Origin of the sequence: Streptomyces sp. BPTC-684 (assembly GCF_030028635.1) — a bacterium.
Lineage (GTDB): Bacteria > Actinomycetota > Actinomycetes > Streptomycetales > Streptomycetaceae > Streptomyces > Streptomyces noboritoensis.
Window position 1 is genome coordinate 555,918 of sequence record NZ_CP124863.1, and the last position, 22,818, is coordinate 578,735.

Consider the following 22,818-nt stretch of genomic DNA (forward strand, 5'->3'; position numbering starts at 1 on the left):
GGGGCGGCTCCTTCATGAGGTTCAGCGAGGCGAGGTTGCAGGACGCGAGTCCCGTCCCTTGCGGACGGGGCGGGTCCGGACGTGGACCGACGGGTGAGGCCCGGCAGGTGAGGCCCGGCAGGTGGCGCGCCGGGTCTCAGCCCGCCAGGGCCGCCTCGATCAGGTCCGCCGCCTGCCGGGTGCCGCCCTCGCGGGCCACGGCGCTGCGGACGGCCTCGGCGCGCTCGGCCACCTCGGGGTCGTCGACCAGCGCCAGAACCGCTTCCCGCAGGGTGTCTGCGGTGGCCTCCTCCATCGGTACGTGGCGGGCGACCCCGAGCGACTGGAGCACGTCCGCGTTGCCGAACTGGTCGACGGCCTGCGGCACCGCGACCATCGGCGTCGCGGTGGCCAGGCCCTCCTGGCTGCCGCCCGCGCCCGCATGGGTGATGAAGGCGTCGGCCTGGCGCAGGACCGCCAGCTGGGGAACCCAGTGGTGCACCTCCACATTGGCGGGGACCTCCCCGAGCTCCGACACGTCCACGAACTTGCCTATCTGGAGCACCACATGCCACCCGGGCAGATCCCCGAAGGCCTTCACACACTCGCGGTAGAACCCGGGCTGCTTGGTGAAGGTCGAGCCGAGCGAGACCAGCAGCACCTTCTCGGCGCCCTCGGGCCGCTGCCACTCCCCCTGTTCGGCGCGGTCGCCCTGGCAGGTGCCGACGAAGGTGTAGACGGACTCGTCGACCCGGTCGGCGTGGGGCTGGAGCGCCCTGGGGATCAGCACGAGCGAGCGGACGGGACGGCCGACGAGCCGGTCGGGGTCGGTGTGGTGCATCCCGTGCTCGTCGAGCCACGCCCGGTACCGGGCGTAGTACGCCTTGCCCCGCTCCGAGGCGCGCAGCTCCGCGTACATCGGGTCCGCCACCTCCTCCTCGTACCCCTCCCACGCCACCAGGTTCGGTGAGAGCTGGAGGTAGGGCACGCCCCAGCGGTGGGCGAGCACCGGGGCCGGGTACGAGGTGATGTCGCTGAGGACCAGGTCGGGCCGGTCACCCTCGAAGGCGTCCGCGAGCTGCGGCAGCGCCTGGATGGCATCGTTCAGGAACGGCTCGATGTTGTCGATCAGTTCGGTCCCCCATTCCTCCGGATGTTCCTCGGTGGGCAGCGTCGACCGGTAGATCACCGGCTCGGCCCCGGTCACGGCGACCTTGGCGGCGAAGGACTCCGGGATCGCGTAACTCACCCGGTGGCCACGGGCGACGAGCTCCCGGATGACCTCCAGGCTCGGGTTCACGTGCCCGTGGGCGGCGATGGAGAACATGGCGATGTGGGCACGCTTCGATGCGGTCATGACTTCACCGTAAGCGAGACGAGACGTCTCGTGCAATCCATTTACGCCCGGACCGGGCCGTGAACTCAGCGCTGATAGCGGGCCAGCACCAGATTCCCGTCCTTGACCAGGCGTTTTCGCAGTTGCCCGAGGTCGATCGCCCCGCTGTAGTACTCCTGGAGCGCGGGGGTCGCCACCTTGTCCTTCCATTCCGGGTACCCCCGCACCGACTGTGCGGGTGCCGAGCGCAGTGCCCCCGCGAGCGCGGCGCCGGTCGCCCAGCCGTATCGCTCGGTGTGCAGGGCCGGGTCCTTCAGCGCGGCGGTCCCCGTCGGCAGCATCCAGTCGCCCTGCGCGAGCCGGACCATGTTGCGCGGCTGGAGCAGGAAGCCGATGAACTCGGCCGCCTCCTTCTTGTGCGGGCTGTCCTCGGCCACCGAGAGGGTCTGCGGGCTGACCCCCTGCGCGAGCCCTTCGCTCCCGGCCGGGGCGGGGAGCACGGTCCACTCGAACCCCTTGGGCGCCTGCTGGACGATCTGCTGACGGTACGAGAAGCCCAGCGCGGCCATCGCGTACCTGCCGCCGAAGAAGCCCGGCAGGGTGTCGGACCCGCCCATGCCGAGCGTCGTCCGTGCGGCGCTCCCGTCCACGTTGACCTGGTCGTGGACGACCGAGGGGACGGCCGCGTCACCCTCCCCGAACGCCACCCGCACCTTGCCGTCCGCCTCCCGGTGGAACACCTGCCCGCCGGTGGAGAGCCCCAGGTTCAGCGTGATCGACACGGGCTCCTTGAGCGGCCAGGCGATCCCGTACCGGCCTTTGCCGCTCAGCTGCTTCGCCACCTGCCGGAACTCCTCCCAGGTCCACGGCCGTTCGGGAGTGGGGGTCCGCACCCCCGAGGACGTGAGGATCTTCGTGTTGGCGATCAGGACCCTCGGCTCCTGAAGGAACGGCACTCCGTACACCCCCTTCCCGAACGTCGCCGTCTCCCAGCTCCGCGCGGGGATGTCCTCCTTGAGTGCGGAGGGCAGCAGAGTGCGCAGATCGGCCAGGTAGCCGCCGTAGGCGAAGTCCGCGAGGTCGTCGGACGCGTCATGGATGACGTCCGGCGCCTCGCCGCCCTCGAACGCGGTGAGCAGCTGGTCGTGGACGGTGTCCCAACTGCCCTGTACGTACTGGACCTGGATCTCGGGGTGTGCCGCGTTCCACTCCTTCACCAGCTCCTTGGTGGCCGCCACCGACTCCTTCTGCCAGGCCAGCGACTGGAAGCGGAGCCGGACTTTGCCGCCGCCCGAGCCGCTGTCGGAGCAGCCGGTGAGGGTGGCGAGCAGCAGGGCGAGCACGGCCCCGGCCAGGATCAACAGGCGTGCGCGCATCAGCTCTTCACCGCCCCGGCGAGCATCCCGCTGGTGATCCGCCGCTGGATGACGGCGAAGACGGCCAGCGACGGCAGGGTGGCGAGGAAGGCGGCCGCCGCGAGCGGACCGAGGTCGGCTGCCCCCTCCGCGCCGAGGAAGTGGGTGAGGACGACCGGCAGGGTCTGCTTTTCCGGTGTTTTGAGGAGAACGAGCGCGAAGAAGAATTCGTTCCACGCGGTGATGAAGGCGAAGAGCCCGGTGGCCACGATGCCGGGGGCGAGCAGCGGCGCGGTGACCGAGACGAGCGTGCGCAGCCGCCCCGCCCCGTCCACGGCCGCCGCCTCCTCCAACTCCAGGGGTACAGCCCTGACATACCCGACGAGCATCCACAACGCGAAAGGCAGCGACCACACCACGTACACCATGACCAGCCCCGCGACGGAGTTGATGAGGTGGAGGTTCTTCAGGACCAGGAAGAGCGGAATGATCAACAGGACGAAGGGGAAGGCCTGGCTGACCACCACCCAGCCGGTCACCGCCGTCGCCAGCCTGCCCCGTCTGCGCGCCATCACATACGCCATCGGGGTCGCCACCACCACGGCGATCAGCGCGGCCGAGACCGCCGCGACCAGGCTGTTGAGCCCCGCGCGCAGCAGCGGCTGCTCGTCGAAGGCCTGCCGGAAATTGTCGAGGGTGGGGTGCCTGGGGATCCACGTCGGGTGCAGCGAGCCCAGTTCGCGCGCGGGCTTGAAGGCCGTGGAGATGAGCCACAGGAACGGGAACGCCAGGAAGACGAGATAGCCGAGGAGCGCCAGATACTGCCCGGCGCGCCCCCATGATCCGGTCGAACCCACCGGACCCGCCGAACTCGTTGGACCGGTACGGAACTTCATGCGTCCTCACCCCCGCCGAGCCGCGCCACCAGGTGGAACGCGAGGAACACCGAGATCACCGCGACCATCACACAGCCCATCGCCGCCGCGTACCCGAACTGCCCGTACCGGAAGGCCTCTTCGTAGGCGAAGAGCATGGGCAGCCTCGTCCTGCCGCCGGGTCCGCCGTTGGTCAGCACATAGACCAGGGCGAACGAGTTGAAGTTCCAGATGAAGTTGAGCGCGGTGATCGCCAGCGCCACGGGCCTGAGCGCGGGCCAGGTCACCGTGCGGAAGCGGCGCCAGGCGCCGGCGCCGTCGATCGCGGCGGCCTCGTGCAGTTCGTGCGGGGTGTTCTGGAGCCCGGCGAGCAGGGCCACCGTCGTCTGCGGCAGACCCGCCCAGACGCCGACGACGATCACGGCGGGCAGCGCGGTGCCGAGTCCGGTCAGCCAGTCCCGTCCGTCACCGAGCCCGAGGTCGCCGATCGTCTCGTTGAGGATTCCCGCGTCCGGGTTGTAGACGAGCCGCCACATGATGCCGACGACGACCTCCGGCATCGCCCAGGGGATGATCGCGAGTGCCCGCGCCAGCCACCGGAAGCGGAGGTTCTGGTCGAGCAGCAGGGCGAGTCCGAGGGCCAGCAGGAACTGGGGCACGGTGACCCCGACCGCCCAGAGCAGACCGATCCTGAACGACTCCCAGAACAGGGTGTCGTGCAGCAGGTCCCTGAAGTTGACCAACCCGGTCCACTGGGTGGGCGCGGTGCGGCCCGCCTGGGAATCGGTGAAGGCCAGGGCGATGCCGTAGAGCAGTGGTCCCACGCTCAGGACGAGGATCGGGATCAGCGCGGGCAGGACCAGGAACCAGGCCCCGTGGTCCGGGGGTTTGCCGGAGCGCCTGCCGGAACGCCTCCCCGACCGCGCCGTTGCGGTGGCCAATGTCATTGTTTGACCCCTTTGCCGGGATTGCCGAATGACCCCCGTCATCGTGCTGACGGTCCGTCGGTTCGTCAAGACGACCTGCCTCCTCTCCAGGACGACCTGCGTGAATGCGAGACTTGCCCGGTACGGAACGATCACCGGGAGTGAACAGTGGACGAGGCACGGGCGCGCGAGGTACTGGCCGCGGCGGGACTCGGCGCGGCGCGGACGGACACGCCGGAGGCAGGCACGGCGCAGACGGGCTCGGCACAGACGGGCACCCCGGGTGCGGCGGGCACGGCGGGCGCGGACGGTCCCGTGACCGGCCATGCGGAAGCCCTCGCCGGAGCCCCCGCCGAGCTGCTCGCCCTCGGCGAGAACGCCGTCTTCGCGTCCGGCGACCTGGTGGTCAAGGTCGGCCGCGACGCCACCCGTCACCCCGAACTCCTGGAGCGCGCCGAGCGCGAGGTCGCCATCGCGGGCTGGCTCGCGGAGTGCGGCGTCCCCGCGGTGCGGGCCGCCGAGCCCTCGCCCCGGCTGGTCGACGGCCACCCGGTGACGCTCTGGCACCGGCTGCCCGCCGCCGTCCGCCCCGCGGGCCCGCACGACCTCGCCGAGCTGCTGCGTGTCGTCCACGCCCTGCCCGCCCCGCCGTTCGCCCTGCCCCGCCGCGAACTGCTCGGCGGAGTGGAGCGCTGGCTGCGGCTGGCCGGGGACGCGATCGACCCCGCCGACGCGGCCTACCTCCGCGCCCGCCGGGACGGCTTCGCCGACGCGGCCGCCGCCCTCACCCCCCACCTCCCGCCGGGCCCGATCCACGGCGACGCGCTGCCGCGCAACGTCCATGTCGGCCCCGGCGGCCCGGTCCTGGTCGACCTGGAGACCTTCTCCGCCGACTTCCGGGAGCACGACCTGGTGGTCATGACTCTCTCCCGGGACCGGTACGGGCTGCCGGACGAGCAGTACGCCGCGTTCACCGAGGCGTACGGGTGGGACGTGCGGGAGTGGGACGGGTGTGCGGTGCTGCGCGGCGCCCGGGAGACGGCCAGCTGCGCCTGGGTCGCCCAGCACGCACCGGCCAACCCCAAGGCGCTCGACGAGTTCCGCCGCCGGGTCGCCTCCTTGCGGGACGGGGATCCCGAGGTCCGCTGGTACCCGTTCTGAACCCCCGTGCCTCGCCCCGCGCCGCGTGCCGTCAGCCCTGGGCCGGGACCAGTTCCCGTACCGGCCAGGCCGGGTCGACTATCGCGTCCGGTGTGCCCTTCCGGCGCAGGAAGCGCTGGAAGTCGGCCGCCCACGCGGCGTACCACTCGATCTGCTGCTCGTGCAGCTCCGCCGGAAGCAGCCGGGCGACCTGCGGATGGCGGTCGGCTATCGCCACGGCCACCCGGACCGCCGCCAGCGCGTCCGCGCCCGCCTCATGGGCGCCGTCGAGCACCACTCCGTACTCCACGCACACCGCCTCCAGCGTCCGCTTGCCCTTGCGGTAGCGGTCGACCGCACGGTCGATCGTGTACGGGTCGACGACCGGGCCCGGGGCCGCGCCTCCCAGCCGGTCGGTGAGCGACGGCAGTCCGTGGCGGTGCAGTTCGGCCGCCAGGAGCGTCAGGTCGAAGGCCGCGTTGTAGGCCACGACCGGCACGCCCTGCGCCCAGTAGCCCGTGATCGTCTCCGCTATCTCGTCGGCGACCTCGCGCACCGGGCGGCCCTCCGACGCCGCCCGCTCGTTGCTGATGCCGTGGATCGCCGAGGCCTGTGCCGGAATCCGGACGCCCGGGTCCGCCAGCCAGTTCCGCTGCCGGACCGCCTCGCCGCCCCGGACGCCGACGACCGCGGCCGTCACGATCCGTGCCTCCAGCGGGTCCGTACCGGTCGTCTCCAGATCGAATCCGACCAGCGGTTCGCGGTGCCACCCCATCTTGGCCCTCCCTTTTGGTGCTCTCCCCCAGTGACGACCAGCCTCGCACGCCCCACTGACAACGGGACCCGGACCGCCCGACGGCCGGTCAGGAAACGGGCCGCGAGTCGGCCCACACCGACTCGAATTCCTCACGGTATGTCTCGAAAAGCCCGTGTTCGGTGTCCTGGTCGGGGCGCACGACGTCCCGCCGCGCTCCCCCGCGCAGCACCAGCACCGGCGCCTCCATCCCCCGCGCCCGGCGCAGATACGACTGGACGACCGCGAGACCGTCGGTGCCGTCCCCGTCGACCAGGTACGCGGTGAAGCGCGGGGTCTCGTCGAACACCTGGATCTCGAAGGCCCCGGGGTCGCGCAGCCGGGCCCGCACCCGCCGCATGTGGAGGATGTTCATCTCGACCGAACGGCTCAGTTCGCCCTTCTTCAGCCCCAGTTCGCGCTCGCGCCGCTTGACCGCGCTGCTCGCCGGGTTGAGGAAGAGCAGCCGGACCCGGCAGCCCGACTCGGCGAGCCGCACGAGCCGGCGCCCCGAGTAGTTCTGGACCAGCAGATTGAGGCCGATGCCTATCGCGTCGAGCCGGCGGGCGTGGCTGAACAGGTCCTCGGCGGGGAGCTGGCGCTGCAGCCGCACCCTGTCGGAGTGGACCGAGACCACGTCCGCGTACCGGTCGCCCACCAGGTCCTCGACGGCGTCGATGGGCAGCCGGTGCGCGGCGGGCGCGCCCGCGCCGCCGCCCAGCACGTCGAGCAGCCGGGCCGAGGCACGCTCGGCCTGGGCCAGGACCGCCTCGTTGAGCGCGCGGTTGCGCGAGACCACGTTCCGCGCGACCTCCAGCTCGTCCAGGGCGAGTTCGACGTCGCGCCGGTCGTCCACGTACGGCTCGAAGCAGGGCCAGTGCTGCACCATCAGCTCGCGCAGCTGCGGCAGGGTGAGGAAGCTCAGGACGTTGTCGTCGGCGGGGTCGAGCAGATACCCCTTGCGGCGCGAGACCTCCCGTACCGCGACGGCCCGCTGCACCCACTCCTGCCCGGCCGGGCCCGCCGCGGCGACCACCCAGTCGTCGCCGTGGACCGGCTCGTAGATGGGGCGCAGCACGGCCGCCACCACGGCCCGCAGCCGCTGCTCCACCAGGTTCAGCCAGATGTACGCCCGGCCGGCCCGCTGTGCGCGCGTGCGCACCTCGCTCCAGGCGTCCGCGCCCCAGTCCAGTTCCGCCCCGATCTCCACCGGACGCGCCACGGAGACCGCGCCGGGCGGGATGTCGCCGGACTCCCCCTCGTGACCCGTGTCACCAGGGGGCAGCTCCAGCCCTCCCGAGCTCACCCGCGCACCGCCTTCCGGTCCCCCTCCAACGATCAAGGAAGAGTACTCCGCGAGCAGGAGGCGGTGCAGCCGGATGGAAAGGCTGTTTCTCAACTCCCCTGTTGACGTGATCCGTTCCGTGCGGCGCGTTCGGGGGGAGTGAGCTGATTCATAGCGGTTCCACCTGGGCCGGGACCCCGGCCGGCCCCGGACGCTGGCCTGATCCGTCCGGCGCAGGCCGTCCGGATCGCCCCGGGTACCGGCATCCCCACGGGGGTAACCGCTGTGGGGATCACCCTCCGGAGCACTCCGGCGTCCTAGGGGACGGACTTCTTTTCCGGGAGGATCTGCGTCAAGTGCCCCTCAGTACCCGGATCAGAAGTGGAAGAGTCTTGCCCATGCAGGTGTGGCCGGGACAGGCGTACCCACTCGGCGCCACGTACGACGGCGCCGGGACCAATTTCGCGGTCTTCTCGGAGGCCGCCCGCCGGATCGAGTTGTGCCTCCTGCACGACGACGGGTCGGAGACGGCCGTGGAACTGCGCGAGAGCGACGCGTTCGTGCGCCACGCCTATCTGCCCGGGGTGATGCCGGGGCAGCGCTACGGCTTTCGCGTGCACGGCCCGTACGAGCCGCAGAAGGGCCACCGCTGCAACTCGGCGAAGCTGCTCCTCGACCCCTACGCGCGCGCCATCAGCGGAAGCATCGACTGGGGCGAGGCGGTGTACGGCTACTACTTCGACCGCCCCGACGCCCGCAACGACATGGACTCGGCCCCGCACACCATGACATCCGTGGTGGTCAACCCGTACTTCGACTGGGGCGACGACCGGCCGCCGCGCACCGAGTACCACCGCACGGTGCTCTACGAGGCCCATGTGAAGGGCCTGACGATGCTCCACCCGGAGCTGCCCCCGGAGATGCGCGGCACCTACGCGGCCCTGGCGCACCCGGCGGTCATCGGCCATCTGACGGAACTTGGGGTCACCGCCCTGGAGTTGATGCCGGTGCACCAGTTCGTCAACGACCACCGGCTCGCGGACGAGGGGATGTCCAACTACTGGGGTTACAACACGATCGGATTCTTCGCCCCGCACAACACCTACGCCTCCTGGGGCGACCGGGGGCAGCAGGTCCTGGAGTTCAAGCAGGCGGTACGGGCGCTGCACGGGGCCGGGATCGAGGTCATCCTGGACGTGGTCTACAACCACACGGCCGAGGGCAACCACCTGGGTCCCACGCTCTCCTTCCGCGGCCTGGACAACGCGCAGTACTACCGGCTCGCCGACGATCCGCGCTACTACGAGGACACCACCGGCACCGGGAACTCGCTCCTGATGCGCTCGCCGCACGTCCTCCAGCTGATCATGGACTCGCTGCGGTACTGGGTGACCGAGATGCACGTGGACGGCTTCCGCTTCGACCTCGCGGCGACGCTGGCCCGGCAGTTCCACGAGGTGGACCGGCTGTCGTCGTTCTTCGACCTGGTGCAGCAGGACCCGGTGGTGAGCCAGGTGAAGCTGATCGCGGAACCGTGGGACGTCGGCGAGGGCGGCTATCAGGTGGGCAACTTCCCCCCGATGTGGACCGAGTGGAACGGCAAGTACCGCGACACCGTGCGGGACCTGTGGCGGGGCGAGCCGCGCACGCTCGCCGAGTTCGCCGGGCGGCTCACCGGCTCGTCCGACCTCTACCAGGACGACGGGCGGCGGCCGCTGGCCTCCATCAACTTCCACACCTGCCACGACGGGTTCACCCTGCACGACCTCGTCTCGTACAACCAGAAGCACAACGAGGCCAACAAGGAGGGCAACCGGGACGGCGAGAGCCACAACCGGTCCTGGAACTGCGGCGTCGAGGGCGACACCGAGGACGCGGGTGTGGTCGAGCTGCGCGAGCGCCAGATGCGCAACTTCATCGCCACCCTGATGCTGTCGCAGGGCGTGCCGATGCTCAGCCACGGCGACGAGTTCGCCCGCACCCAGCACGGCAACAACAACGCCTACTGCCAGGACAGCGAGCTGAGCTGGGTGAAGTGGCCCGACCCGGGCAGCGACCCGGAGGGGACGCTGCTCGCCTTCACTCGGACGATGGTGTGGCTCAGGCGCGACCACCCGGTGTTCCGGCGCCGCCGCTTCTTTCACGGCCGGCCGGTGGAGGGCACCCACGACGAGCTGTCGGACATCGCCTGGTTCACCCCTGAGGGTGAAGAGATGACCCAGCAGGACTGGCAGGCGGCGAGCGCCAAGGCGCTGACGGTCTTCCTCAACGGCAAGGCGATCTCGGAGCCGGGCCCGCGCGGCGAGCGCATCGCGGACGACTCGTTCCTGCTGATGTTCAACGCGAGCGCGGAGACCATCGACTTCCTGGTCCCGGTCAACCACGGCAGGCAGTGGCAGGTGGTGGTCGACACGGGCCGCCGCGAGGGGGTGCCGCCGGGCGAGGGCGCCAAGGTGACGGCGGGCGAGCGGGTCACCCTCGTGGGGCGGAGTCTGTCGGTGCTGCGGCGCCCGGCCTGAGCGGGCGCGCGGCGGCCCTCTGCGGGCCTGCGGACCCCTCGGAGCGCCCAGGACCTTCCAGGCCCCGTACGGACCACGAGAGGGCCGCGCACAGGGCCGCCGCGACCACCATGACCGCGAAGGCCGCCACCGGCCCGTGGTCCTGGGCCAGCCGCCCCGACAGCGCGAGGGCGAGCGCCTGACCGCCGACGATCCCACTGGTCAGGAACGCCATGGACTCGGCCAACCGGGCGGCGGGGACGAGCCGTTCGGTCAGCCCGCAGAGAAGGAGAGCGCCGCCGCCACGGTCCGCTCGTCGGCCCCCGCGCGCCGCGCCAGGGACACGGTCCGGCTCCGGGCCAGCGGGCCGACCTGCGGCACGCTCGCCCCGGCGAGCGCCCCTAGGAGCGCCAGCCAGCCGGTCGCCGCGTGGGCAAGCGCGGCCAGGACGAGGGCGGTGACGGCGGCCGCGTCGACGAGCGCCGCGGCGAGCACCACGCCCCGCTGGCCGTGCCGGTCGGCGGCGCGGCCCAGGAGCGGGCCGCCGGCGGTCTGTCCGAGGGCGAGCGCGCCGCCCGCGAGCCCGGCGATGGCCAGGCTGCCGCTCGTCTCGGCGACCAGCAGCACGCTGCCCAGCTGGCACATGGCCGTCGGCAGCCGCCCGAGGAACGAGACGACGGGGAGCAGCGGCCCGGTGAGAGCGATGACCTTGCGATACGTGTGCAGGGCTCCGGACATCAGGCGAAGCTAACGCGGCAGACGGGTGCGGACGCATGGGCCGAAGGCACAGAAGCCGCGTTGCGGGGTACGTACGTTCGCATGACACCCACTGCGACCTACCGGCTGCAGCTCCAGCCGGACTTCCCCTTCCGTGCCGCCGAGCGCGCCGTGCCGTATCTGGCCTCGCTCGGGGTGTCGCACCTGCATCTGTCGCCGGTCCTGGAGTCCGTGCCGGGGTCGACGCACGGCTATGACGTCGTCGACCACGCGCGCGTACGCGAAGAGCTCGGCGGCGAGAACGGGCTGCGGCGGCTCGCCCGCACCGCACGGGCGGCCGGGCTCGGCCTGGTGCTCGACATCGTCCCAAACCACATGGCGGCGGCGCCGCGCCACAACCGGCAGCTGTGGGAGGTGCTGCGCGAGGGTCCCGACTCGCCGTACGCCGCGTGGTTCGACATCGACTGGGCGGCGGGCGGCGGCAAGGTGCTGCTGCCGGTCCTCGCCGGGCCGCTCGGGGGCGAGCTGGACCGGCTGACGGTGGACAGGGAAGAGGGGGTACTGGCGTACGGAGAGGCGCACGAGTTCCCCTTGCGCGCCGGTACGGAGGGGCTGCCGCTGCCCGAGCTGCTCGACGCCCAGTGGTACCGGATCGGCTGGTGGCGCCTCGCCCGCACCGAGCTCAACTACCGCCGCTTCTTCACCATTTCGGAGCTCATCGGCGTCCGGGTGGAGGGCGAGGACGTCTTCGCCGCCACCCACGCCAAGGTGCTGGAGCTGGTCCGGGACGGGGTGGTGGACGGGCTGCGGGTGGACCACCCGGACGGGCTTGCCGATCCCGAAACGTATCTGCGGCGCCTGAGCACGGCGACCGGAGGCGCCTGGACGGTGGTGGAGAAGATCCTCGCCCGCACCGAGCCGCTGCCGTCCGGGTGGACGGTCGCGGGGACGACCGGCTACGACGCGCTCCGTCGGATCGACGGCCTCTTCACCGATCCGGTCGGTCATCGGGAACTTCTGGGCCACTACCGGGAGTTCACAGGCCAGGACGGCGACCGGGGCGGGCACTGGGAGCCGACCGCCCGCCGTGCCGCGTACGAGGTGGTCACGCATGACCTGGCCGCCGAAGTGGACCGCCTGACGCGCGCGGCGGCACGGCTGTGCGCCCGCACCCCGCGGCTGCGGGACCACGCCCCGTGGGCACTGCGGCTCGCCCTGTGCGAACTGCTGGTCCGGATGCCGGTGTACCGCCCGTACGGGACCGGCGCGCAGGAGGTGCTGACTCCGGAGATGGCACGCGGGGCGCGGGAGGCCTTCGCGGTACCGGAGGAGGCGGAGGCGGTCGACACCGCACGGGATCTTGTGCTCGGACGGTACGGGACGGCGGCCGACGGCGACAGCGAATGCGACGGCGAGGACCTCGAACTCCGCGCCTTCCAGGCCCGCTTCGCACAGACGTCATCGGCGCTGCGCGCCAAGTCCCTGGAAGACACAGCGTTTTATCGATATGTAGCCCTGCTGTCCGCCAACGAGGTGGGCGGCGACCCCGGGCAACCATCCGTGTCCCCCGAGGAGTTCCACTCCTTCTGCACCCGGATCGCCCGCGACTGGCCGACGACCGGGACCGTGCTCTCCACGCACGACACCAAGCGCAGTGCGGACGTACGGGCACGGATCGCCGTGCTGTCCGAGTGCCCCGGGCCGTGGAGGGCCCTGCTCGACCGCCTCTCCGGGCTGCCCGCGCCCGATCCACACCTGGCCTGGACGACCTGGCAGACGGCGGTCGGCCTCGGCGGCACCGGCCTCACCGAGGAGCGGCTGGGCGGCACCCTGCTCAAGGCCGCGCGCGAGGCGGGGCTGCGTACGAGCTGGACCGAACAGGATCCGGTGTACGAGCGCGCGCTCACCGACTTCGCCGCGTCGGTCCCCGCCGGGGCGCTCACGGCGGAGATCGCGGAGTTCTCCCGGGTCCTGGCGTCGGCCACGCGCGCGAACGTACTGGGTGCCGCGCTGGTGCATCTGACGATGCCGGGCGTGCCGGATGTGTACCAGGGCACGGAGTCGGAGTGCCTGACACTGGTCGACCCGGACAACCGGCACCCGGTGGACTTCCCGGAGACCGGTCTGGAAGCGCCTCCGGATGAAAAGTGGCACGTATCCGTGGCAGCTCTTCGGCTGAGGCGGGAACTTCCGGAGGTGTTCGGGGAGTTGAGTACATACGAGCCGCTGATCGCCACCGGGCCGGCCGCCGATCACTGCCTCGCGTTCTCCCGTTCCGGCGAGGTGGTGACAGCGGTGACCCGGCTCTCCCTGCGGCTGGCCGAGTCGGGCGGCTGGGGCCCGACGGAGCTGGCGCTGCCCGAGGGAGCGTGGGCCGACGTCCTGAGCACCGACCGCTCCGGGCAGTCCCACCACTCCGGCCGGGGGTTCAGGGGGGCGGTGAAGCTGCGCACTCTGTTCGCCGACCGTCCGGTCGCGCTGCTCAGGCGGGTCGTACGAGAAGGGTCCGCGGGGCCCGGGTGAGCAGCCCGGTCTCGGTGGGCCGGAAGCCCTCGGCCCACCGGAGCTTCGGCATGGCCTCGCACAGGGCCCGCACCGCACACTCCGCCTGGAGTTCGGCCACGCGCGCGGCCGGGCAGTCCGGGGGCCCGAAAGCGAGCTGGGCCGGAGCGGTCCGGCAGGGGTCGAACCGGTCCGGGGCGGCGAACCGATCGGGGTCCCGGCTCGCGGCCCCGATCAGCAGGGCGACCGCGGCGCCCGCCGGGACCGTGCCGTCGGCTATGCGGGTGTCCACGCGCGCCCGCCTCAGCACGACATGGACGGGCGGGTTCCGCCGCAGGGACTCGCACCACGCGGCAGCAAGGGCGCCCGGCGCGGCCCGCACCGCAGCCCACTCAACCGGACGATCGAGGAGGTTGGCGAGAAGGGAGGAGAGCGCCTTGCCGATCAGGGCGGAACGATCGGCGCAGAGGACGGCCAGGGACGCGGCCGGGCCCGCGCGCCGACCCCCGGCCCGGCTGCCGCGTACCAGCTCCGCGTACGACAGCCCCAGTGCGGTGGCGGCGGTCCCCAGGGGCAGCCAGTGGCAGAACTCCTCCGCCAGATCGGCCACTTCGCGCTGGGCCAGCCGCCGCGCGAGCACGAAGGCGGTCCGCTCGGACACCTCCCGCAGCACCCCGAACGCCTCGGCGTCCACCTCGCGGCGGGGCCCTTCGCACCACACCTCACCGGGCCAGCAGCACGGCCCGCGCCGGGGCCGGACGAGCCCCGGGTCGCCCAGCGCGGCGGCGACATCCCCGTACCGGCTGACCAGCCACGCCCCGAGCCGGTCGTCCCACACGAGGGGGTACGACTCGCGCAGGGTGCGATAGAAGCCGTACCGGTCGCTCACCGCTTCGGGACCGAGGAGGGAGGGGGCGGCGGGCACGCCGAGCACGGGCGCGGGCGCGGCTGTGAGGGATGCAGAGCCCGCCGGGGCAAACGCGTCGGGCCCGGGGGCCACCGGGGCAGCCGAGCGGGACACGAGACCCGACGAACCGGCCGTCTCGCATGCCGGGTCCACCGGCCCAACCATGTCCGGCCCTGAGCCCACCGGCGCAGCCGCGCGGGACACGAGACCCGACGAACCGGCCGTCTCGCGCGCCAGATCCACCGGCCCAACCGCGTCGGGTCCGGGGCCCACCGGCGCAGCCGCGGCGGCCCCAGCCGCCGCGGTCCCGGTCCCGGCGGCCCGGCCCACCGGCGCGGCCGGAAGCGGCGCAGTCGGTAGGGGCCCGCCCGGGTCGACCTGCATGAGGTGTCCTCCCCGGTCGGCGCCCGGGCGGGCGCGGTTGTTCTCAGCGGACCACCGGCACCTCGCAGTCGCGATCGGCGTTCGGCCGTACGGGTGACACGCCCTTGCCCCCGTACGGCGCGGACCTGCGCAGCAGCTCGGCGAAGGCGGCCGCCGCACCGGTCAGCTCCACGCGGGAGAAGACCGCGAGAGCCCGCTTCCACGGCGGGTCGACGGGCAGCACCACACAGTCCTCGCCGATCCCGCCCCGGACCACGTGCGACGGGGCGGCGACGACGCCGACCCCGGCCGCGGCCATCCGCACCGCCGTGGAGGTGTGCTCGGTGCGCAGGGCGGTGCGGGGTGTGAAGCCCGCGCGGCCGCAGACCAGGTCGAGGAACGGCACCCCGTCGACCACCGGCTCCATCGCGCACCGCACCCAGTTGTGGTCCGCCAGCTCTTCCAGCCGTACGCTCGACCGCCCGGCGAGCGGGTCGTCGAAGGGGACGATGAGGGCGATCTCCTCGTCCCCGACCTCGACCACCGGCCCGTCCCAGCGGCGCGGCCGAGGGCCCACGGCGAGGTCGGCCGTGCCGCGTTCGAGCTCCTCCTCCAGTGCCTCGGTGGAGGCGTACTCGTGCAGGACGAGGCCGACGCCCGGGTGGTCGCGGCGCCAGCGGGCGAAGACGTCGGGGAGCACGCCGACGGCCACCGAGTGCACGGCCGCGATGTGCAGTTCGCCGCCCTGCGCCCCGGCCGAGGCGCGAGCGGCCCGCTGGGCCCGTGCGGCGCTGCGCACGGCGAGCTGTGCGTGGGGCAGGAAGGCGCGGCCCATGGGGGTGAGCCGCACCCCGCGCGGCAGCCGTTCGAGCAGATCACCACCGACGGACTTCTCCAGCGCCTTGATCTGGTGAGAGAGCGCGGGCTGGGTGACGTGCAGCAGCTCGGCCGCGCGCGTGAACGAGGACTCCTCGACGACCGCGACGAAGTACTCCATCTGACGAAGACTCACTCCGCCCCCACTTCTCCCGTAAGCGCTCTGCCTTGAACCTTCTGCCTTGAGCGTTCCGCCATAAGCATTGTGCATCGCCCCCACAAGAACATTGCCTTGGACTCATGGCACGGTCCGGACGGAGGCTGGGCCCATGACCGAGAACGCCGTAACCGCCATAACCCCTGTGAACCACACGTCAGATGTGAACCGAGTGCCCGATGTGATCGTGATCGGCGGTGGCACCGGTGGCTACTCCACCGCGCTGCGCGCCGCCGCCCTCGGTCTGACGGTCGTCCTCGCCGAGCGCGACAAGGTCGGCGGCACCTGCCTGCACCGCGGCTGCATCCCGAGCAAGGCGATGCTGCACGCCGCCGAGCTGGTCGACGGCATCGCCGAGGCCCGCGAGCGGTGGGGCGTGAAGGCCACGCTCGACTCGGTGGACTGGCCCGCCCTGGTCGCCACCCGCGACGACATCGTCTCCCGCAACCACAAGGGCGTGGAGGGCCACCTCTCCCACGCCCGGGTCGAGGTCGTCCGGGGCAGCGCACGGCTGACCGGGCCCCGGACCGTACGCGTGGAGGGGCACGGCGAGTTCACCGCCCGGCGCGGCATCGTCCTCGCCACGGGCTCACGCCCCCGGATGCTGCCCGGTCTGGAGGCCGACGGGCGACGCGTGGTCACCAGCGACGACGCGCTCTTCGCCCCTGGCCTCCCGCAGTCCGTCCTGGTCCTGGGCGGCGGCGCGATCGGTGTCGAATACGCCTCCTTCCACCGCTCGATGGGCGCCGACGTCACCCTGGTCGAGGCCGCCGACCGGCTCGTGCCGCTCGAAGACACCGATGTGAGCCGCCACTTGACCCGCGGCCTGAAGAAGCGGGGCATCGACGTCCAGACGGGCGCCCGCTTCCTGAGCGCGGAGATCCTGGAGAACGGCGTACGAGCGACCGTGCGCACCGCGCGCGGCGAGACCCGTACCGTCGAGGCCGAGCGGCTGCTGGTCGCCGTGGGCCGGGCCCCGGTGACCGACGGGCTCGACCTGGCCGCGGCCGGACTGGCCACGGACGAGCGCGGGTTCGTGGCCCCTGCCGACTGGGCCCGGCTCGAAACCGCCGTTCCCGGCATCCATGTCGTCGGTGATCTGCTGCCCCCTCCTTCCCTCGGTCTGGCCCACGCCTCGTTCGCCGAGGGCCTGCTGGTGGCCGAGACGCTCGCCGGTCTGACGTCACCGCCGGTCGACTACGCGGCGGTGCCCCGTGTCACGTACTCCTCTCCGCAGACCGCCTCGGTGGGTCTGACCGAGGCGGACGCCCGTAACCGCGGGCACGACGTCGTCGTCAACTCGATGCCCCTGACGGCCGTCGCCAAGGGGATGGTGCACGGCCAGGGCGGTGTGGTGAAGGTCGTCGCCGAGCGCGACGGGCAGGTCCTCGGCGTCCATCTCGTGGGGCCCCACGTCTCCGAGATGATCGCCGAGTCCCAGCTGATCGTCGGCTGGGACGCCGAGCCGTCCGATGTGGCCCACCACATCCACGCCCACCCGACCCTGTCGGAAGCGGTCGGCGAGACGTTCCTGACCCTCGCGGGACGCGGCCTCCACCAGCAGTGACGGTGGACGGTGGTACGCGGAGCTACCCGGAGATGCGGTCCCGGTCGATCGGAAGCGAGTAGCGCAGTTTCTCGCTTCCGATCGCGCCTATGCGGTCGTAGAACCGGCGCGCCCCTTCGTTCCACACCGGCGTCTGCCACTGCACCTGGTCCATCCCGAGCTCCCGGGCCTCGGCAGCCACCGCGTCGACCAGCAGGGCGCCCAAGCCCAGGCCCCGGTGGCCGTCGCGCAGGAAGAGGCAGTCCATGTGCAGGTACTCACGCGCCTGCCAGGTGGAGAACTCGGGTGCGCAGCTCGCGTACCCGACGACCTCGCCGTCCGGTATCTCGGCGACGAAACAGCGCACCCGGGGCCTGTCCCGGCCGAAGAGCAGGGCTCCGAGCCGCTCCGCGAGATCGGGTGCGGGCGGCGCGGCCTTCTCGTACACCGCGTGCTCCGCGGCGAGTTCGGCCAGGCGCGGCAGGTCGCAGGGGCGGGCGTGCCGCACACGGGGCTGCTGGTCCTCGTTCATACCGCCATGATGAGGGGCACCACTGACAACGGCCCCGGCGGGGGCGTTCACCCAGCTCAGCGCGGTGCGAGCAAGGGCAGCAAGCACTGAGTCAGTGCGTCGCGAGCCGGAAGCTCATCCGCCCGAAGCTCACCTGGTCGCCGTCGTTGACCACCACCGCCCCGGTCACCCGGCGCCCGTTGACGCTCGTGCCGTTCGTGGAGCCGAGGTCGCGCAGCACCCAGACACCGGACTGGTGGGTCAGCTCGGCGTGCACCCGGGAGACCGTCTCGTGGCTGAGCCGCAGCCCGTTGTGCGGATCGCGGCCGATCCGCAGCGGGTACGGGCCCGGCACGGGGAACAGCAGCTTGGGCAGCCGCTCGGACTGCCACGCCCGGCGCATCGCCACGCTGAACCCGGACACCCGGCTCACCGCTCCGTACAGCGCCCGCGACCAGCGGCTCTGGGTGTCCAGGTCGGCGGTGAGCGCGGCCAGCTCGTCGGACCGGCGTGCGGACAGGGCCAGTTCCATCCGGCGCAGGAACGTGTCGTGCGACAGCTTTCCCTGCGCGGCGCCCTCTCTGAGCACGTCGAGCACACGGTCGCGCTCGTCGTCCGACAGCCGGGCGGGAGCGGGATACGTGGAGAACGGGAAGGACGACGTCACAACAGAGATTGTCGGTCCGACGGCCTCGGCGTGTCCAGCAGGGCCGCACTTTGCCCCTGTTCCCCCGCCCCATCCCCCTGACCTGCACGGAAAACCCCTTGCCGGGCCGCCGCGCCCCATTGCTAGGGTCTGGCGACCGTTACGGCCCATGAGGGGAACCCCTTGACGACATCCGCGTCGGACATCACCTTCCGTCCGCTCGCCGGGCCCGAGGAGCTCGGGCTCTTCCAGCAGCTCTCGTACGTACTCGACCACGAGGTCGAGGACGATCTGGCCACCGGCCGACGTCTGCCCTCATGGATGTGGGTGGCGCTGCGCGGGGACCGGGTGCTGGCCCGCCTGTCCTGGTGGACGCCGCCGGACCACGAAGTCCCGTTCACCCTGGACTTCTTCGACGTGGACGACTCGCTGCCGCCGGCCGAGCGCCACGCCGTCGGACTGAAGCTCCTGGAGACCGCGACGGCCGCGGTGATCCCGGCCGGCGCCCCGCGCCCCGAGTACGGCCGCTACACGCCGGGCGACTGGCGCGAGGACCCCCACGCGCGCGAGGTCGTCGACACCCGGATGAACATCCTGGCCGAGACCGGTGCGCAGCTCCTGGTCGAGCGGCTGCGCCTGGAGTGGCGTCCGGGGACGCCGGTCCCCGCCCCGTCCACGCGGCTCGTGTTCCGCCCGGCGACCGACCGCGAGGAACTGCTCTCGCTGATGACGCTGGTCCTTGAGGGCACGCTCGACGAGCACAGCCGTACGGAGATGCTGACGATGACGCCGCGCGCGTCGGCGGAGCTGATGTACGAGGAGGAGTTCGACACCTTCAAGTCGCCCCGCGAGTGGTGGCGGATCGCCGAACTCCCGGACGGCGGCGGCCCGGTGGGGTTCGTCATCCCGGCCCGCAACAACTACCACCCGATCATCGCGTACATCGGCGTGCTGCCCGCCCACCGCGGCCACGGCTACATCGACGACATCCTGGCCGAGGGCACCCGCATCCTGGCCGCGCAGGACGTCCCGCGCATCCGCGCCGCGACGGACCTCGCCAACGTGCCGATGGCCAACGCCTTCGCGCGCGCGGGGTACGTGACCTTCGAGCGCGCGATCAACATGGTCTGGCCGAGCGACAGCTGAGCCGTCGATCCGGACTCAGCCGAAACGTCTCTCCGGGCTCAGTCGACGGCGCGCTGGGCCCGGATCACGTCCCGGTACCACCGGTAGGAGTCCTTCGGGGTGCGCCGCAGCGTCGGGTAGTCGACGTGGACCAGACCGAAGCGCTGCGCGGCGCCCTCGATCCACTCGATGTTGTCGGTGAGCGACCACACGAAGTAGCCGCGTACGTCCACGCCCTCGGCCATGGCGCGGTGCAGGGCGCGCAGGTGCCCGTCCAGGTAGCGGATGCGGTCGGCGTCCTCGATGCCGTCGTAGGAGCAGCCGTTCTCGGTGATGTACACCGGCGGCAGCCGGTCGCCGTAGCGCGCCTTCAGTTGGACGAGCATCTCGCGCAGGCCGTCCGGGACGACCGGCCAGCCGAAGGCGGTGGTCTCGTACCCCTCGATCTCCCTGATCCCGAAGGGCAGTTCGGCGGGCATCTCGAACCCGGCGAAGGACTCGACGGCCTCGGGTGCGGGCGCGCCCACGCGCGTGGGGTTGTAGTAGTTCACCCCGTACCAGTCGAGCGGGGCCGAGATGACGGCGAGGTCGTCCGCGACCGGGCCCGGCATCAGGGCGGCGAAGTTCTCGTCGGGGTAGCGGCCGGTGAGGATGGGGTCCGCGAACAGCCAGTTGCTGATGGTGTCGTAGAGGTCCGCGCCGAAACGGTCCTCCTCGCTCTCGCTCGCGGGCCACACGGGGGTGTGCGAGACCGCGAGGCCGATGTTCCGGGCGCCCGCCGCGCGCAGCGCCCCGACGGCCAGGCCGTGGGCGAGGAGCTGGTGGTGGGCGGCCGGAAGGGCATCGAAGAGGAGCTTCTTGCCGGGGGCGTGCTCGCCGAGCGCGTAGCCGAGCAGCGTCACCTCGGCCGGCTCGTTGACAGTGATCCACATGGGGACGCGGTCGGCGAGCCGTTCGGCCACTACGCGCGCGTAGTCGGCGAACCGGTGGGCGGTGTCGCGCCGGAGCCAGCCGCCCGCCTCCTCCAGCTCCAGCGGCGTGTCCCAGTGGTAGAGGGTCGGCGCCGGGGTGATGCCGTGGGCGCACAGCTCGTCGACGAGCCGGTCGTAGAAGTCGAGCCCCGCCGCGTTGACCGGGCCGCTGCCACCCGGCACGACGCGCGGCCAGCTGACGGAGAAGCGGAAGGCTCCCGCGCCGAGCCCGGCGAGCAGGGCGACGTCCTCGCGGTAGCGCTCGTGGAAGCCGGTGCCCCGGGCGGCGTCGGCGCCGTCCTTGATGCGGCCCGGCTCGGCGGCGAAGGCGTCCCAGCCGGAGGGCCCCTTGCCCTCGGCTGCGGCGGCCCCCTCGGTCTGGAAGGCTGAGGCGGAGGCTCCCCAGAGGAAGCCGTGCGGGAACGGCGGCAGGGTCATGGATCGGGACCTTAATGGTGAGTAACCACAACCTCCAGACCTTGATCCCGCCTTCCGCGGAGGATGGATGCCCGCTTGCGCGGTTTGACGGTACGCGGGCAACGGGAGGTATCAAGAATGTTGTTCGAGGTGTGGGCGCCGCAGGCGGACCGGGTCGCCCTCCAGCTGGAGGGCACGACCCACGACATGGAGCCGCACCCGGTGCGGACCGGATGGTGGCTCACCGAGGCCGGGGCCCGGGACGGCGACCGCTACGGGTACGTCGTGGACGGCGGCCGCCCGCTGCCGGACCCGCGCTCGCGCCGCCAGCCGGACGGGCCCGACGGCCTCAGCGCCGTCGTCGACCACGACGGCTTCCCCTGGCAGCACCCCTGGGAGGGCCGCAGGCTGTCCGGCGCGGTCCTCTACGAGCTGCACATCGGCACCTACACGGACGAGGGCACCTTCGACGCCGCGGCCGCCCGCCTCGCCCATTTGGCGGAACTGGGGGTGACGCATGTCGAGCTGATGCCGGTGTGCCCGTTCCCGGGGCGGCACGGCTGGGGGTACGACGGCGTGGCGCCGTGGGCGGTGCACGAGCCGTACGGCGGCCCCGAAGGGCTGAAACGATTTGTCGACGCGGCGCACGCCCACGGCCTCGGAGTCGTCCTCGACGTCGTCCACAACCACCTCGGCCCCTCCGGCAACCACCTCCCCGCCTTCGGCCCGTACTTCACCGACACCCACCACACGCCGTGGGGCGCCGCCGTCAACCTGGACGCCCCGGGGTCGGACGAGGTGCGCGCGTACTTCCTGGAGAGCGCGCTCGCCTGGCTGCGCGACTACCGGCTCGACGGGCTGCGCCTGGACGCCGTGCACGCGCTGTCCGACACGCGCGCGTTGCCGTTCCTCGAAGAGCTCTCCACCGCCGTCGACGTGCTCTCCGTGCAGCTGGGCCGCCCGCTCTTCCTGGTCGCCGAGTCCGACCGGTGCGACCCGCGCACCACCGCCCCGCGCGCGCAGAACGGCCTCGGGCTGCACGCCCAGTGGAACGACGACTTCCACCACGCCCTGCACACCGCGCTGACCGGCGAGTCCCAGGGCTACTACGCCGACTTCGCGCGCGCCCCGCTCGCCGCCCTGGCCAAGACCCTCACCCGGGTCTTCTTCCACGACGGCACCTATTCGAGCTTCCGCGGCCGCACCCACGGACGGCGTGTCGACCGCACGAGGACCCCCGCACACCGCTTCCTGGGCTACGCCCAGACCCACGACCAGATCGGCAACAGGGCGCTGGGAGACCGGCTCTCCGCGACGCTCTCCCCCGGCCTGACCGCCTGCGCCGCCGCGCTGGTGCTGACAGGGCCGTACACGCCGATGCTCTTCATGGGCGAGGAGTGGGGCGCCCGCACGCCCTGGCAGTACTTCACCGACCACCCCGATCCCGCGCTCGCCGAGGCCGTACGGACGGGCAGGCGGCGGGAGTTCGCGGCGCACGGCTGGGCCGAGGAGGACATCCCCGACCCGCAGGACCCCGCCACCCGGGCGCGCTCCTGTCTGGACTGGGACGAGCCGGGAAAGGAGCCCCACGCGCGCGTGCTCGCCTGGTACCGAGAACTGATCGCGCTGCGCCGCACCCGCCCCGACCTCACCGACCCGGACATCGCCGCGGTCAAGGTCGTCCACGACGAGGAGGCGCGCTGGCTCACCTTCCGGCGCGGCGACATCAGGACCGTCGTCAACCTCGGCAAGGAGCCCGCGGTGATCCCCCTGGGCCGCAACAACTGCCGGGTGCTGGCCGCCTGGGAGCCGGTGCAACCGCCCCACGCGGACGGCGAGTTCCGGCTGCCGCCCGAGTCGTGCGCGGTCCTCGGCCCGGTCGGCACCTGACCG

The 22,818-nt window shown here is 72.3% G+C and carries 18 protein-coding genes; 6 read left to right on the forward strand and 12 right to left on the reverse strand.

Annotated features, from left to right (window positions below; genetic code table 11):
- Positions 1 to 136: 136 nt before the first annotated feature.
- From mgt to QIY60_RS02530, 4 genes are all read right to left on the reverse strand, one after another.
- Positions 137 to 1,336 carry a macrolide-inactivating glycosyltransferase gene (gene mgt / locus QIY60_RS02515; protein ID WP_283140911.1) on the reverse strand — a complete coding sequence of 400 codons (1,200 nt, stop codon included), beginning with the start codon at positions 1,334 to 1,336 and terminating at the stop codon, positions 137 to 139.
- A 65-nt stretch (positions 1,337 to 1,401) separates the two neighbouring features.
- Complete coding sequence (locus QIY60_RS02520) at positions 1,402 to 2,691, reverse strand: extracellular solute-binding protein (protein ID WP_283140912.1); 1,290 nt, start codon at positions 2,689 to 2,691, stop codon at positions 1,402 to 1,404.
- Positions 2,691 to 3,566, reverse strand: coding sequence for a carbohydrate ABC transporter permease (locus tag QIY60_RS02525; RefSeq protein ID WP_283140913.1), 876 nt, complete (start codon positions 3,564 to 3,566; stop codon positions 2,691 to 2,693). Before QIY60_RS02525 ends, QIY60_RS02520 begins: the two co-directional genes overlap by 1 nt.
- Positions 3,563 to 4,492 (reverse strand): sugar ABC transporter permease, encoded by a 930-nt coding sequence (locus QIY60_RS02530; protein WP_283140914.1) that lies wholly within the window; start codon positions 4,490 to 4,492, stop codon positions 3,563 to 3,565. Before QIY60_RS02530 ends, QIY60_RS02525 begins: the two co-directional genes overlap by 4 nt.
- A 294-nt stretch (positions 4,493 to 4,786) precedes the next feature.
- Between QIY60_RS02530 and QIY60_RS02535 the strand changes: the two genes are divergently transcribed.
- Complete coding sequence (locus QIY60_RS02535; protein ID WP_283145797.1) at positions 4,787 to 5,632, forward strand: aminoglycoside phosphotransferase family protein; 846 nt, start codon at positions 4,787 to 4,789, stop codon at positions 5,630 to 5,632.
- Positions 5,633 to 5,663: 31 nt separating this feature from the next.
- Here QIY60_RS02535 and QIY60_RS02540 read toward each other — a convergent pair whose 3' ends face one another.
- On the reverse strand, positions 5,664 to 6,386 hold the full coding sequence (locus QIY60_RS02540) for a 3'-5' exonuclease (protein WP_283140915.1): 723 nt from the start codon (positions 6,384 to 6,386) through the stop codon (positions 5,664 to 5,666).
- A gap of 88 nt (positions 6,387 to 6,474) precedes the next feature.
- Positions 6,475 to 7,710, reverse strand: a complete 1,236-nt coding sequence (locus tag QIY60_RS02545) for an SAV2148 family HEPN domain-containing protein (protein ID WP_283140916.1) — start codon at positions 7,708 to 7,710, stop codon at positions 6,475 to 6,477.
- Between the two features lie 377 nt (positions 7,711 to 8,087).
- Here QIY60_RS02545 and glgX point away from each other — a divergent pair, with 377 nt between their 5' ends.
- Positions 8,088 to 10,208 (forward strand): glycogen debranching protein GlgX, encoded by a 2,121-nt coding sequence (gene glgX / locus QIY60_RS02550; protein WP_283140917.1) that lies wholly within the window; start codon positions 8,088 to 8,090, stop codon positions 10,206 to 10,208.
- A gap of 252 nt (positions 10,209 to 10,460) precedes the next feature.
- Here the strand turns inward: glgX and QIY60_RS02555 are convergent, their stop codons facing one another.
- Positions 10,461 to 10,925: a hypothetical protein gene (locus QIY60_RS02555; RefSeq protein WP_283140918.1), complete on the reverse strand. Its 465-nt coding sequence runs from the start codon at positions 10,923 to 10,925 to the stop codon at positions 10,461 to 10,463.
- 81 nt (positions 10,926 to 11,006) lie between these two features.
- On the opposite strand from QIY60_RS02555, the gene treY reads away from it, so the two are divergent.
- Positions 11,007 to 13,427: a malto-oligosyltrehalose synthase gene (treY, locus tag QIY60_RS02560; protein WP_283140919.1), complete on the forward strand. Its 2,421-nt coding sequence runs from the start codon at positions 11,007 to 11,009 to the stop codon at positions 13,425 to 13,427.
- On the opposite strand, the gene QIY60_RS02565 is transcribed toward treY, so the two are convergent.
- Together QIY60_RS02565 and QIY60_RS02570 are read right to left on the reverse strand one after the other, a co-directional pair.
- A complete protein-coding gene (locus tag QIY60_RS02565; RefSeq protein WP_283140920.1) occupies positions 13,387 to 14,466 on the reverse strand; it encodes a cytochrome P450 in 1,080 nt (359 codons plus the stop codon). The two genes, treY and QIY60_RS02565, sit on opposite strands and share 41 nt — an antisense overlap.
- Before the next feature lie 274 nt (positions 14,467 to 14,740).
- Positions 14,741 to 15,673: a LysR family transcriptional regulator gene (locus tag QIY60_RS02570; RefSeq protein ID WP_283145798.1), complete on the reverse strand. Its 933-nt coding sequence runs from the start codon at positions 15,671 to 15,673 to the stop codon at positions 14,741 to 14,743.
- A 208-nt stretch (positions 15,674 to 15,881) separates the two neighbouring features.
- Between QIY60_RS02570 and lpdA the strand changes: the two genes are divergently transcribed.
- On the forward strand, positions 15,882 to 17,276 hold the full coding sequence (gene lpdA / locus QIY60_RS02575) for a dihydrolipoyl dehydrogenase (RefSeq protein WP_283140921.1): 1,395 nt from the start codon (positions 15,882 to 15,884) through the stop codon (positions 17,274 to 17,276).
- A 22-nt stretch (positions 17,277 to 17,298) separates the two neighbouring features.
- On the opposite strand, the gene QIY60_RS02580 is transcribed toward lpdA, so the two are convergent.
- On the reverse strand, positions 17,299 to 17,787 hold the full coding sequence (locus QIY60_RS02580; protein ID WP_283140922.1) for a GNAT family N-acetyltransferase: 489 nt from the start codon (positions 17,785 to 17,787) through the stop codon (positions 17,299 to 17,301).
- A gap of 91 nt (positions 17,788 to 17,878) precedes the next feature.
- Positions 17,879 to 18,433: a DUF1707 and FHA domain-containing protein gene (locus QIY60_RS02585; RefSeq protein ID WP_283140923.1), complete on the reverse strand. Its 555-nt coding sequence runs from the start codon at positions 18,431 to 18,433 to the stop codon at positions 17,879 to 17,881.
- Positions 18,434 to 18,595: 162 nt separating this feature from the next.
- Between QIY60_RS02585 and QIY60_RS02590 the strand changes: the two genes are divergently transcribed.
- Positions 18,596 to 19,558 (forward strand): GNAT family N-acetyltransferase, encoded by a 963-nt coding sequence (locus tag QIY60_RS02590; RefSeq protein WP_283140924.1) that lies wholly within the window; start codon positions 18,596 to 18,598, stop codon positions 19,556 to 19,558.
- 38 nt (positions 19,559 to 19,596) lie between these two features.
- On the opposite strand, the gene QIY60_RS02595 is transcribed toward QIY60_RS02590, so the two are convergent.
- The gene (locus QIY60_RS02595) at positions 19,597 to 20,946 is read right to left on the reverse strand and encodes a GH1 family beta-glucosidase (RefSeq protein WP_283140925.1); all 1,350 of its coding nucleotides are present in this window, start codon (positions 20,944 to 20,946) and stop codon (positions 19,597 to 19,599) included.
- Positions 20,947 to 21,063: 117 nt separating this feature from the next.
- Between QIY60_RS02595 and treZ the strand changes: the two genes are divergently transcribed.
- Positions 21,064 to 22,815, forward strand: coding sequence for a malto-oligosyltrehalose trehalohydrolase (gene treZ, locus QIY60_RS02600; RefSeq protein ID WP_283140926.1), 1,752 nt, complete (start codon positions 21,064 to 21,066; stop codon positions 22,813 to 22,815).
- The last annotated feature ends 3 nt before the right edge of the window (positions 22,816 to 22,818 follow it).